The 12,586-nt window shown below is 41.8% G+C and carries 14 protein-coding genes and 1 pseudogene; 13 read left to right on the top strand and 2 right to left on the bottom strand.

All coding sequences use genetic code 11. The annotated features are described in order from the left end of the window. Positions 1 to 45: 45 nt before the first annotated feature. The 10 genes from hflK to rplI all read left to right on the top strand — a co-directional run bounded on the left by hflK (position 46) and on the right by rplI (position 9,913). Positions 46 to 1,320, top strand: coding sequence for an FtsH protease activity modulator HflK (hflK, locus tag AACV00_RS01430; RefSeq protein ID WP_004246289.1), 1,275 nt, complete (start codon positions 46 to 48; stop codon positions 1,318 to 1,320). Between the two features lie 2 nt (positions 1,321 to 1,322). Next, positions 1,323 to 2,327, top strand: a complete 1,005-nt coding sequence (gene hflC, locus AACV00_RS01425) for a protease modulator HflC (protein WP_004246288.1) — start codon at positions 1,323 to 1,325, stop codon at positions 2,325 to 2,327. Between the two features lie 451 nt (positions 2,328 to 2,778). Then, the gene (locus AACV00_RS01420) at positions 2,779 to 4,077 is read left to right on the top strand and encodes an adenylosuccinate synthase (RefSeq protein WP_004249629.1); all 1,299 of its coding nucleotides are present in this window, start codon (positions 2,779 to 2,781) and stop codon (positions 4,075 to 4,077) included. 425 nt (positions 4,078 to 4,502) lie between these two features. After that, on the top strand, positions 4,503 to 4,931 hold the full coding sequence (nsrR, locus tag AACV00_RS01415) for a nitric oxide-sensing transcriptional repressor NsrR (protein WP_004249627.1): 429 nt from the start codon (positions 4,503 to 4,505) through the stop codon (positions 4,929 to 4,931). 38 nt (positions 4,932 to 4,969) lie between these two features. Continuing rightward, positions 4,970 to 7,459 carry a ribonuclease R gene (rnr, locus tag AACV00_RS01410; RefSeq protein WP_161680037.1) on the top strand — a complete coding sequence of 830 codons (2,490 nt, stop codon included), beginning with the start codon at positions 4,970 to 4,972 and terminating at the stop codon, positions 7,457 to 7,459. A 115-nt stretch (positions 7,460 to 7,574) separates the two neighbouring features. Further along, complete coding sequence (gene rlmB, locus AACV00_RS01405; RefSeq protein ID WP_175437872.1) at positions 7,575 to 8,306, top strand: 23S rRNA (guanosine(2251)-2'-O)-methyltransferase RlmB; 732 nt, start codon at positions 7,575 to 7,577, stop codon at positions 8,304 to 8,306. Positions 8,307 to 8,466: 160 nt separating this feature from the next. After that, on the top strand, positions 8,467 to 8,862 hold the full coding sequence (gene rpsF, locus AACV00_RS01400; RefSeq protein WP_004246283.1) for a 30S ribosomal protein S6: 396 nt from the start codon (positions 8,467 to 8,469) through the stop codon (positions 8,860 to 8,862). Positions 8,863 to 8,870: 8 nt separating this feature from the next. Continuing rightward, positions 8,871 to 9,188, top strand: a complete 318-nt coding sequence (gene priB / locus AACV00_RS01395) for a primosomal replication protein N (RefSeq protein ID WP_004246282.1) — start codon at positions 8,871 to 8,873, stop codon at positions 9,186 to 9,188. A gap of 4 nt (positions 9,189 to 9,192) precedes the next feature. After that, a complete protein-coding gene (gene rpsR / locus AACV00_RS01390; RefSeq protein WP_000135199.1) occupies positions 9,193 to 9,420 on the top strand; it encodes a 30S ribosomal protein S18 in 228 nt (75 codons plus the stop codon). 43 nt (positions 9,421 to 9,463) lie between these two features. Further along, positions 9,464 to 9,913: a 50S ribosomal protein L9 gene (gene rplI, locus AACV00_RS01385; RefSeq protein ID WP_004246281.1), complete on the top strand. Its 450-nt coding sequence runs from the start codon at positions 9,464 to 9,466 to the stop codon at positions 9,911 to 9,913. Between the two features lie 98 nt (positions 9,914 to 10,011). Here rplI and AACV00_RS01380 read toward each other — a convergent pair whose 3' ends face one another. After that, on the bottom strand, positions 10,012 to 10,671 hold the full coding sequence (locus tag AACV00_RS01380) for a LysM-like peptidoglycan-binding domain-containing protein (protein ID WP_161680039.1): 660 nt from the start codon (positions 10,669 to 10,671) through the stop codon (positions 10,012 to 10,014). A gap of 370 nt (positions 10,672 to 11,041) precedes the next feature. On the opposite strand from AACV00_RS01380, the gene AACV00_RS01375 reads away from it, so the two are divergent. Genes AACV00_RS01375 through zinT form a run of 3 tightly spaced genes read left to right on the top strand, consistent with a single transcriptional unit; the run spans position 11,042 to position 12,078 of the window. Beyond that, positions 11,042 to 11,290 carry a type B 50S ribosomal protein L31 gene (locus AACV00_RS01375; protein WP_004246279.1) on the top strand — a complete coding sequence of 83 codons (249 nt, stop codon included), beginning with the start codon at positions 11,042 to 11,044 and terminating at the stop codon, positions 11,288 to 11,290. A gap of 11 nt (positions 11,291 to 11,301) precedes the next feature. Then, complete coding sequence (gene ykgO, locus AACV00_RS01370; RefSeq protein WP_004246277.1) at positions 11,302 to 11,427, top strand: type B 50S ribosomal protein L36; 126 nt, start codon at positions 11,302 to 11,304, stop codon at positions 11,425 to 11,427. A gap of 3 nt (positions 11,428 to 11,430) precedes the next feature. Further along, the gene (gene zinT, locus AACV00_RS01365) at positions 11,431 to 12,078 is read left to right on the top strand and encodes a metal-binding protein ZinT (protein WP_004246276.1); all 648 of its coding nucleotides are present in this window, start codon (positions 11,431 to 11,433) and stop codon (positions 12,076 to 12,078) included. A 125-nt stretch (positions 12,079 to 12,203) separates the two neighbouring features. Here zinT and tnpA read toward each other — a convergent pair. Beyond that, positions 12,204 to 12,586: pseudogene (tnpA, locus tag AACV00_RS01360) on the bottom strand (IS200/IS605 family transposase); the annotation flags it as partial.

Genomic DNA, 12,586 nt, shown 5'->3' with positions numbered 1-12,586 from the left:
GGCTCTTAAGCCTGATAAATCTAATCATAATAATGGAGCTAGAACATGGCGTGGAATCAGCCCGGTAACAACGGACAAGACCGCGACCCGTGGGGGAACCGAAACGGCGGTAATAATAACGGCGACGGGAACTCTAACGGTAATCAAGGAGGTCGGGATCGTAAAGCATCAGATCTCGATGATTTGTTCCGGAAACTGAGTGCAAAACTTGGCGGTTTCGGTGGTAAAAAAGGAGGAAACTCCTCTTCTGGGCAAAATGGCGGTCCTCGTGGTAATGCTGGAAACGTATTAGTTTCTCTTGCATTAGGTGCTGTGGTTGTCGTTTGGGCTGCCAGTGGTTTTTATACCATTAAAGAAGCCGAACAAGGTGTTGTGACTCGTTTCGGTAAATTTTACCAAATCGTCGAGCCTGGTTTAAACTGGAAACCGACTTTCATTGATGAAGTTCAGCCTGTCAACGTAAAAACCATCCGTGATTTAACTACGGGTGGCATGATGTTGACATCAGATGAAAACATGGTTCAAGTTGAGATAAACGTTCAATATGTTGTCTCAGATCCAGAAGCATTTCTCTTTAATGTCACAACGCCAATGAATAGCCTAGGACAAGCGACAGACAGTGCCGTCCGTGGTGTAATTGGTCGTTCAGAAATGGAAAAGATCCTGACATCGAACCGTTCAGAAATTCGTGATCAAACTCGTCAAGAATTAGAAGAGACGATCCGCCCTTATAAAATGGGGATCTCCATTGTGGACGTCAACTTCCAAGTTGCTCGCCCACCAGAAGCGGTAAAAGCGGCATTCGATGACGTAATTGCGGCACGAGAAGAAGAGCAGAAAACCATTCGTCAGGCTGAGGCTTATAAAAACGAAGTGTTACCATTAGCGAAAGGTAACGCACAACGTATGATTGAAGAAGCAACCGCTTATAAAACGAGTGTGGTGATGAAAGCAGAAGGTGAGGTGGCGAGTTTCGCCAAAATCTTACCTGAATATCGCGCAGCACCGGAAATTACTCGTGAGCGTCTGTATATTGAAACAATGGAAAAAGTGTTGTCGAAAACACGTAAAGTCATTGCCAATGACAAAGGTAACAGTATGTTGGTTCTGCCTTTAGAGCAAATGTTACGCCAGCAACCAAAAGCGCCAACGTCATTTAATAGTGTCACAGAGGCACCTGCGCGTATTTCAACCCCTACGCCAAGTACCAACACAACACCTACTCAGAAACCAGCAACAACTTATGGTAACGGTGGATATGGTAGCAATAATAGTGGTGGTTATGGTCAGCCTTATGGCTCTAATCAAGGAGGACAATAATCATGCGTAAAGTTATCGCTGTTGTTGCAGTTATTATTTTAGCGTTGTTGTACTCCTCAGTATTTGTCGTGCAACAATATGAACGCGGTATTATTTTACGTTTCTCGAAAGTGGTACGTGATGGTGAAAATAAACCGGTCGTTTATGAACCGGGTATTCACTTTAAAATTCCATTTATTGAGAATGTGAAAAAACTGGATGCGCGTATCCAAACGATGAATATCCAGCAAGATCGCTTCTTATCAGGTGAGAACAAAGACTTGTTAGTTGACTCTTATCTGAAATGGCGTATCAGTGATTTTAGTACTTACTACCTAGCTACTGGTGGTGGTAATACGATGCAAGCAGAAACCTTATTGCGTCGTAAATTTAGTGACCGTTTACGCTCTGAAATTGGTCGTATGAGTGTAAACCAAATTATCACTGATTCACGTGGTCGTTTAACCATTGATGTACGTAATGCGTTGAATGAAGGTACACCTTCTCGCGATAAAAGTGATGCAGATGATGCTATTGCTATTGCTGCGAAGAAAGTGGCCGAAGAGACCAAAGGTAAAGCTCCTGCTATCAATATGAACAGTATGGCGGCATTAGGTATTGAAGTGATTGATGTTCGTATCAAACAAATCAACTTACCAATGGAAGTTTCTGAAGCCATTTATCAACGTATGCGTGCAGAGCGTGAAGCGGTTGCTCGTCGTCACCGTTCACAAGGTCAAGAAGAAGCGGTGAAAATCCGTGCTGCAGCAGATAAAACAGTGACAGAAACCTTAGCTGAATCGGAGCGTGAATCGTTACGTATTCGAGGTGAAGGGGATGCGCAAGCAACTAAACTATTTGCTGATGCATTCAGTCAAGATCCTGACTTCTATGCGTTTATCCGTAGCTTACGTGCTTATGAGAATAGCTTTAATAAAGACGGTAATGACGTCATGGTGTTAAGTCCAGATAGCGATTTCTTACGCTATATGAAAGCACCAACTAAAGCGAGAGCGATTGAAGAGTAATCGTCATCGTTCAAGAAAATAAATAATCATCCCCTAAGATAAAACTTAGGGGATTTTTTTAGCTTTTAATCAAGCAGATAGAATTAAAACAAATAAAGAAAATCGTTTTTTATTATTGAATGAAACGAAAAATCGCTCGCAACCATTTCCAAATTGTCTTTAGCTGAGATAGTATAAAGTGAAAATTGCATTTCAAGATAAACCTTCGGCAATCCCGAGGCGTCTTCTTAGCCATTTTCACTTTTATGTCACTCTGCTTCCTGTTTTTGCGATCAAAACTGTTGATAAAAATCACAAATATCTTGTGATGTGGTTTTTTCGGGCAAAAATATTGACAATGGCAAGATAATCTATTGCTTAAAAGCGGGGATGGCATAATTAGATAAAATCTACTGTAACTCTTGAATTGAGATGGTAGAATCCTTTTTTAAGCAACCGAGTGTATTTTGAAATGAGTAATAACGTTGTCGTATTAGGCACCCAATGGGGTGACGAAGGCAAAGGCAAGATCGTCGACTTGCTGACAGAACGTGCTAAGTATGTTGTTCGTTACCAAGGCGGACATAACGCAGGTCACACCCTAGTCATTGACGGTGAAAAAACCGTTCTCCACTTAATCCCATCAGGCATTCTTCGTGAAAATGTTGTCAGCATCATCGCAAACGGTGTCGTATTATCGCCAGAAGCACTGATGAAAGAAATGACACAGCTCGAAGAGCGTGGTATTCCTGTTCGTTCACGTCTACTGCTGTCAGAAGCTTGCCCATTAATTCTGCCTTATCACATTGCATTAGATAACGCCCGTGAAAAGGCGCGTGGTGAGAAAGCGATTGGTACTACGGGTCGTGGTATTGGTCCTGCTTATGAAGATAAAGTCGCACGCCGTGGTTTACGTGTTGGTGATCTATTTGATAAAAAAGCATTCGCTCAGAAGCTTAAAGAGATCATCGAATACCATAATTTCCAACTGGTTAATTATTACAAAGTTGAGCCTGTTGATTACCAAAAAACCTTAGACGATATCATGGCGATTGCTGATATCTTAACTGGGATGGTTGTTGACGTTTCTGACTTACTTTACAAAGCAACACAAAAAGGTGAGTTAGTGATGTTTGAAGGGGCGCAAGGTACTCTATTAGATATCGATCACGGTACTTATCCGTATGTCACCTCTTCAAATACGACCGCAGGTGGTGTTGCAACAGGTTCAGGCTTAGGTCCTCGTTATGTTGGTTATGTATTAGGTATCATTAAAGCCTATTCTACCCGTGTTGGTGCAGGTCCATTCCCTACAGAATTATTTGACGAAACCGGCGATTTCCTGCGTGAAAAAGGCCAAGAGTTCGGTGCAACAACAGGTCGTAGTCGCCGTACTGGTTGGTTAGATATTATTGCTATCCGCCGTGCTGTTCAAATCAACTCATTGTCAGGCTTCTGCATGACCAAACTTGATGTCTTAGATGGTCTGAAAGAAGTTAAAGTGTGTGTAGGTTATCGCTTACCAAATGGTGAAGTGATTGAAACTACACCATTAGCAGCAGATGATTGGGAAGGTATTGAGCCTATTTATGAATCTATGCCTGGCTGGAACGAAAGCACTTTCGGCGTTAAAGATAAAGCACAGTTACCACAAGCCGCGTTAAATTATATTAAACGCGTTGAAGAGTTAACTGGTGTGCCTGTTGATATCGTTTCTACAGGTCCAGATCGTTCAGAAACGATTATTCTCCGTCATCCATTTGATGCATAATTTATTGTATTAATTGGTTTGATGTGAAAATCGTCCCTGAAAATGACAGGGGCGATTTTTTCGTATCTGTAACAAAGCCGAACTGAGTCACTATGTTGATTAGCAATAAAACGAGAAACAGTTTCCCACTCGGTTGCGTTTTTGTTTTAGGGCTATGGTCAGAAGTGAAATAAGATAACGTTATTTTGTTGTCAACTAAGAGAAGCGATCTGTTGAAAAGCGACAGGATCGCTTTTTCTTTGCCTGTGATATCGCTATTATTTTAATGGTTGTGGTGAGTAAGCCTAAAAGCGCGGACTTTTGAGTATATCTTTGCTAAATGTCCAAAAATTAAACATAATATTGCTTAATAAAATGATATTCTCATTACTCATTATTTATCCTTTAACTTCTTTAACTGGGAGTTTTACTTTTCAGAGGTCATTGTGCAATTAACCAGTTTTACAGATTATGGATTGCGGGCGTTGATATATATGGCTTCATTGCCAGAAGGCAAAATGACGAGCATCACCGAAGTGACGCAGGTCTATGGTGTGTCACGTAATCATATGGTTAAGATTATTAATCAGCTAAGTCATATGGGATTTGTCGAAGCGATACGTGGAAAAAATGGTGGTATACGCTTAGGTAAACCTGCCGCTGATATTATTGTCGGCGAGGTCGTTCGTGCTTTAGAGCCGCTTTCACTGGTTAACTGTAGTGCTGAGTTTTGTCATATCACCCCAGCTTGTCGATTAAAACTTGTATTAAATCAAGCGATAGAACAGTTTTTGAAAGAGCTAGACCGTCATACACTGGCTGAATTGGTAGAAAACAACAGCCCCTTATATAAATTGTTATTAGAAGATGTTTGAGTCGACAATTTCATCATTCTGATAGCTTGGAGGTCATAATGTCCAAAGATCCTTTTCAGGATAGAGAAGCCGAAAAATACGCCTCTCCAATTGCTAGTCGTGAATTTATTTTAGAAGAAATGAAGAAACGCCCGGCCCCGATGAGCCGTGAAGATATCGCGCAGGCATTGAAAATTTCAGGTGAAGAAAATCTGGAAGCATTACGTCGTCGTTTACGGGCTATGGAACGAGATGGTCAGTTAGTTTTTACTCGACGTCAGTGTTATGCCTTACCTGAACGCCTCGATCTTTGGAAAGGTAAAGTTATCGGTCACCGTGACGGCTATGGTTTTTTACGTGCGGAAGGCCAAAAGGATGATCTCTATCTTTCACAAGATGAAATGAAAAAAACCATGCATGGTGATGTGATTTTAGCGCAACCCCTAGGCATGGATAGAAAAGGGCGTCGAGAAGGTCGCGTCGTTCGTGTTCTTGAACCCAGAAACAGCCAAATTGTTGGGCGCTATTTTATTGAGTCAGGTATGGGATTTGTGGTACCTGACGATAGCCGTTTAAGTTTTGATATTCTTATCCCTAAAGAAGATATCATGGGCGCACGTATGGGGAATGTGGTGGTGGTTGAAGTTACCACAAGACCAACACGGCGTACTCAAGCGGTAGGACGCATTGTTGAAATTTTAGGTGAAACTATGGGGACGGGAATTGCGGTAGAAATTGCACTACGCACCCATGAAATTCCTCATACTTGGCCACCTAAAGTAGAAAAAGAAATCGCTGATTTAAAAGAGGATGTGCCAGAGTCAGCGAAACAAGGTCGCGTTGATTTGCGTGATCTCCCTTTAATTACCATTGATGGTGAAGATGCGCGAGACTTTGATGATGCCGTTTATTGCCAGCGTAAAAAAGGCGGGGGCTGGCGTTTATGGGTAGCAATTGCAGATGTGAGCTATTATGTACGCCCTCAAACTGCATTAGACACAGAAGCGCGTAGCCGAGGCAATTCGGTCTATTTCCCATCTCAAGTTGTCCCTATGCTGCCAGAAGTACTGTCGAATGGATTATGTTCATTAAATCCACAAGTCGACCGTTTATGTATGGTTTGTGAAATGACCGTTTCTGAGCAGGGGCGCCTTTCATCTTATAAATTCTATGAAGCCGTAATGAGCTCTCATGCGCGAATGACTTACACCAAAGTATGGAAAATCATTCAAGGTGATGAAGAGTTACGTGAGCACTACCAACCGATCGTAAAAGATATTGAGCACCTTTATGAGCTATACCAAGCCCTCGATAAGGCGCGTGAACAGCGTGGTGCCATTGGTTTTGAATCGGAAGAAGCGAAATTTATTTTCAATGCAGAACGTCGTATCGATCGTATCGAACCGGTTGTACGTAATGATGCACATAAATTAATTGAAGAGTGCATGATTTTAGCCAATATTGCGGCGGCGCGTTTTGTTGAGAAAAATGAAGAGCCTGCGTTATATCGTGTGCATGATAAACCCAAAGAAGAGAGCGTAATGAATTTACGTTCGGTATTTAATGAACTGGGTTTAACGTTACCGGGAGGATTAACACCGGAGCCAGGCGATTATGCGCGAGTCATGAAAGAAGTCGAAGAGCGTCCAGATCACGAAATGCTACAAACCATGGTATTGCGCTCCATGAAACAGGCGATTTACGAGCCTGAAAATCGAGGTCACTTTGGTTTAGCATTAAAATCTTATGCTCACTTCACTTCACCCATCCGTCGTTATCCTGACTTAGCATTACATCGTGCTATTAAATACCAGATAGCGAAACAGCAAGGCCATGGCTCACAACGCTGGACACCAACGGGTGGCTATCATAGTGATATGGATACCATGCTTCAGTTAGGGGAACACTGCTCTTTAACTGAACGTCGGGCGGATGAAGCAACCCGTGATGTGGCTGATTGGCTGAAATGTGATTTCATGCTTGATCAAATTGGTCAGCAATTTACCGGTATTATTACCAGTGTCACTGGTTTCGGTTTCTTTGTGCGCTTAAACGATCTATTTATTGATGGTCTTGTTCATGTATCCACATTAAATAATGATTACTATCAATTTGATAATGTTGGACAGCGTTTAATTGGTGAGTCATCAGGTCAGGTGTATCGTCTGGGTGATGAAGTTGAAGTGAAAGTTGAAGCGGTCAGTATGGATGAACGTACTATTGACTTCTCATTGATTTCAACAACACGTAAAGCACGTAACCCCGGGAAAACAGCACGTGTTCGTGCGTTAAAAGGGGGAAAAGACAAGAAAAATGCGAGCAGTAGTAAGTCTCGTCGTCGTGATGCCAGCAAAGACAAAAACTTTGAACCTGATAGTGCCTTTAGAAAAGGTAAATCAAGTAAAGAAAAACAGAGTAAAGAGAAAGTCATTAAAGAGAAAATTGCGAAGGACAAGGCGAGTACTAAACGCAAAAAAGCCTCTGCACAAACCAAAAAGATAGAGGCGAAATTAAAAGCCAAACGTGCGGCGAAACGCACTAAAGCGTAGTTATACAACGAAGTCATTCACTGTTTGACTCCTATTAAAAAGGCGGATTTTCCGCCTTTTATCTGTTATTGTGCCTTTTATTTTTTAACGAGTAACAACCGCTATGAGCGAAGATATTATTTATGGTATTCACGCAGTAAAAGCACTGCTTGAGCGTGATCCGATACGTTTTAAAGAAGTTTATGTGTTAAAAGGACGCGAAGATCGTCGTTTAATGCCGGTGATCCATGCGCTGGAAGAACAAGGGATTTTAGTTCAAGTTGCTAATCGCCAATGGTTAGATAATCAAACTGAAGGTGCGGTTCACCAAGGGATAATTGCTAAGGTAAAACCTAGTCGTCAGTACCAAGAACAAGATTTACCGGACTTATTAGCTGAAGTAGGTACACCTTTTCTATTAGTGTTAGATGGTGTGACTGATCCACACAACTTAGGCGCATGCTTACGTAGTGCTGATGCGGCTGGTGTTCACGCAGTCATTGTACCAAAAGATCGCTCAGCTCAATTAAATGCCACGGCGAAAAAAGTCGCTTGTGGTGCTGCAGAAAGCGTACCTTTGATCCGTGTAACCAATCTGGCACGTACTTTACGCTTATTACAAGAAGAGAACATCTGGATTGTTGGCACCGCGGGGGAAGCGGATCATACATTATATCAAAGCAAACTCACAGGGCCTTTAGCTTTGGTTATGGGGGCTGAAGGTGAAGGAATGCGCCGTTTAACCCGCGAACATTGTGATGAGTTAATCAGTATTCCTATGGCAGGCTCAGTCTCTTCATTAAATGTCTCCGTGGCAACCGGAGTTTGTTTATTTGAAGCAATGCGTCAGCGTATTTCTGTAAAATAACACTGCGCGTATTTTATTCTCTTCCTCCCTTGAGTTTTATTGCGTGGGGGGGTATAGTTACGCGTCAATTTTTTCAGTCACACTTAAACAAGTTCCTTGCCTCCATGGGTGGTGACTGACCCTGACAGGAGGCTGATAAATCCGTAAGGAGCAATATCAAATGCGTCATTACGAAATCGTTTTTATGGTTCACCCAGACCAGAGCGAACAAGTTCCTGGTATGATCGAACGTTATAAAACCGCTATCACTAATGCTAATGGTCAGATCCACCGTCTCGAAGACTGGGGTCGTCGTCAACTGGCTTATCCAATCAACAAACTGCACAAAGCACACTACGTTCTGATGAACGTTGAAGCTCCGCAAGAAGTGATTGATGAACTGGAAACTACTTTCCGCTTCAATGATGCCGTGCTCCGCAACATGATCATGCGTACTAAACACGCAGTGACTGAAGCTTCACCAATGGTTAAAGCAAAAGACGAACGTCGTCGCGATGTTGCTGAAGATCTTGATGAAGAAGAAGTTGATGATGTAGCAGAGGATTCTGAAGAGTAATTAGTGTTGTGACGGCTAATCGATTAGTGCTAACAGGCACTGTGTGCAAAGCATTGATACGAAAAGTTAGCCCTGCTGGGATCCCGCATTGCCAATTTGTGATTGAACATCGTTCAACACAAGAAGAAGCGGGATTAAAAAGACAATCATGGTGCAGAATGCCCATTATTGCCAGTGGGAAAGCGTTACAAACTGATACTCACAGTATAACGGTCGGTAGCAAAGTTACCGTTTCAGGATTCATTAGTAGCCATCAGGCGAGAAATGGATTGTTTAAACTGGTATTGCATGCCGAACAGATTGAATTGATAGATTCTGGAGACTAGCCATATGGCACGTTATTTCCGTCGTCGTAAGTTCTGCCGTTTCACAGCGGAAGGCGTACAAGAGATTGATTATAAAGACATCGCTACGCTGAAAAACTATATCACTGAAAGTGGTAAAATTGTACCAAGCCGTATCACCGGTACTCGTGCAAAATACCAGCGTCAGCTGGCTCGTGCTATCAAGCGCGCGCGCTACCTGTCTTTATTACCTTATACTGATCGTCATCAGTAATAGGTATTATATAGTCCATTAATGACTTGTAGAGGATAAGGTAATGCAAATTATTCTGCTTGATAAAGTAGCGAATCTGGGTAGCCTGGGTGATCAGGTTAACGTAAAATCGGGCTATGCTCGTAACTATTTAATCCCACAGGGTAAAGCTGTTTCTGCGACTAAGAAAAACATCGAGTTTTTCGAAGCGCGTCGTGCTGAGTTAGAAGCTAAATTAGCTGAAACTTTAGCTGCAGCTGAAGCTCGTGCAGCGAAAATCACTGCGCTGGGTTCTGTCACTATCAGCTCTAAAGCGGGTGACGAAGGTAAACTGTTTGGTTCAATCGGTACACGTGACATCGCTGATGCAGTAACTGCAGCTGGCGTTGAAATTTGTAAGAGCGAAGTTCGCCTGCCAAACGGCGTTCTGCGTACAACTGGTGACCACGAAGTTCACTTCCAAGTTCACAGTGACGTATTCGCTGAACTGAATGTAATCATCGTTGCTGAATAATCATTAGATTAAACAGTTATGTTGATAGAAAAACGCCAGCTTAGCTGGCGTTTTTTATATAGGTTATTTGCTCTATTTCTCCACACCGCTTGTTGACACTATGGCGTACGATAATAACTACCATCACTTAGCCGAGTGAAGGTAATAACAGTACCGGTATTGTCAGTCACTTCAAGCATACTCACTTCACCTTGTGAACCTCGTTGTAAACGAATGGTTTGTCCGGCGCGTAACTGGCTTAACGGCTTTTGTGGGCCTTCTGATTTCGCCATAGTAAACGCATCATTGACAAGCAACTGATTATCTCTAAATAGTTGTGCAAGGGTTTGCCCCTCTTTAATGGTATAAGTTTGCCAATTTTCAGTCGCGGTTGACGGTGTTTGAGGCATTGTGTTTACTGGCGTATTGTCATTGGTATTATTGGCTTCACCTTCTTCTGGTAAGTCTTCTGTCTCTTGCTCAGCATTTAGACTATCTTGTGCTGGTGGTAGTGTATTAGGGACATTTTGTGTTTCATTTGAGACAGAAGGTGCTACAGGCACAGGAAGATTTTGTGTCGAAGATGAGGGTTGAGGTGGGGTGGTATTTTCACTTGTTGGCCAGAAAAAAACGACTAACAAAATAATGGCAATAACAACGATTGCTCGACGATGTAAGCCTGGGAATTTGCCCATATTCACCTCATGATTGAACTGTGAATCACTATCACTAATTGTAACCTCTTTTTTATTTCTTGTTGCCATACTAGCACGAACCATGATCCTTACCTGCTCCCTGAATTCTTTTCAGAATTATCTCTTTAATTTGATTACGTCCTTGAAGGTGTTACCAAAAGCACCCGATGCTTAATCACCTATAGTTGTGCGATTAAGCGAGACAGAAGAATACTGAGTGTTATCTATTCAACGGCATAATGTGGCGAATGTTTAGCATTTATTTGTTTAATAGACTTACTCTGCTTAATCAAATGTTCTATGTTGCCTCACCCTTTGCAATACGTAGAGATGGCACTATCACTAATAGGTATATAAAAAAAATGATCAAAAAAACTAGCCATTAAAATAAAAAGGCGCTACATTATCGCAACTCAATATTGTTATATTATAACATTACATAAAGAAGGCGAGTATGAAAGAAAATATTCATCCACAATATCGTACTGTCATTTTTCATGACACTAGCGTAGATGCTTATTTTAAAGTGGGATCAACCATTCAAACTGATAAAACTATTGAGTATGAGGGGCAACGCTATCCTTATGTCACTTTAGATGTCTCTTCTCAGTCTCATCCATTTTATACCGGTAAACAAAAAACACATTCTCAAGAAGGTAATGTGGCACGCTTTAATAAGCGTTTTGGCCGATTTGTTAATTAGGGAAGAAAAAAATGCAAGTATTAAGTTCATTAAAGAGTGCGAAGCTGCGCCACCCTGATTGTAAAGTGGTACGCCGTCGTGGACGTCTGTATGTAATTTGCAAATCAAATCCACGTTTTAAAGCCGTTCAGGGGTAACCTATGCAAAAACCAATCCTTTCTTGTCTTTTGATTATGGGTTTTTTAGGTAGTGCTATGTCTGTTTTGGCACATGGACATCATCATGAAAAAGTACGCACACAAGCACAAATAGATGCTGCGAATGGGATTTTTGAGGACAAGGACGTTCTCAATCGCTCATTAAGCGATTGGGATGGCGTATGGCAATCTGTTGAACCCTATCTGCGTAGTGGCGAATTAGATATCGTTTTGCAAAAGAAAGCGGAGACGAAGCAAGATAAAACAGTAGAACAATATCGAGCTTACTATACACAAGGCTATAAAACCGATGTTGATATGATTGGTATTGAGAATAATATCGTAGAGTTTCATCGTGGTGATAAAGTCGATAGCTGTGAATATCACTATGATGGTTATCGTATTCTACATTATCAATCGGGTAAAAAAGGTGTTCGCTATCTGTTTAGATGTGACGATGCCAACAGCCAAGCTCCACGGTTTATTCAGTTTAGCGATCATATTATTGCACCAGAAAAAGCACAGCATTTTCATCTATATATGGGAAACAGTTCACAAGATGAATTACTTAAAGAGCTAACTAATTGGCCAACCTATTACCCTTATTCAATGAAAGGGGAAGATATTGTTCATGAAATGCTTTACCACTAATTAAAGTGAATAAATAACCTATTGGGCTGACATCAATACCCTTGATATTTATCGAGGGTATTGTTTATCCAAAGCACCGTAAAACTCCGTCCTTCAGGTCGGGGATATAAGGCGCGGTTTTTTAACTAACGAGGTGTTTCCTGTTGCTCAATGTACTGGCGGATAATGGATATTGGTGCGCCACCACAACTCCCCGCGAAATAACTTGGCGACCAAAGAACCCCCTTGTAGTAATCACGTTGGGCAATATCAGGACGATCACGTCGAAGTAATCGACTCGATACCCCTTTAAGGCTGTTAACCAGATTAGATATCGCCAGTTTTGGCGGGTAATTAATCAGTCAATGAACGTGATCCCGTTCCCCATCCATTTCAACCAGTTCAACATCAAAATCAGCACAAACACTGGCAAAGTAGCCTCGCAATTTTTCAATTGCATCCTGAACAAATATTTTTCGCCTGTATTTTGTGACAAAGACCAAATGGACGTGCATCAGGAATACACAAT

This window comes from Proteus sp. G3927 (assembly GCF_963894685.1).
Classification (GTDB): domain Bacteria; phylum Pseudomonadota; class Gammaproteobacteria; order Enterobacterales; family Enterobacteriaceae; genus Proteus; species Proteus mirabilis.
This window is presented reverse-complemented; position numbering and strand designations above follow the sequence as displayed.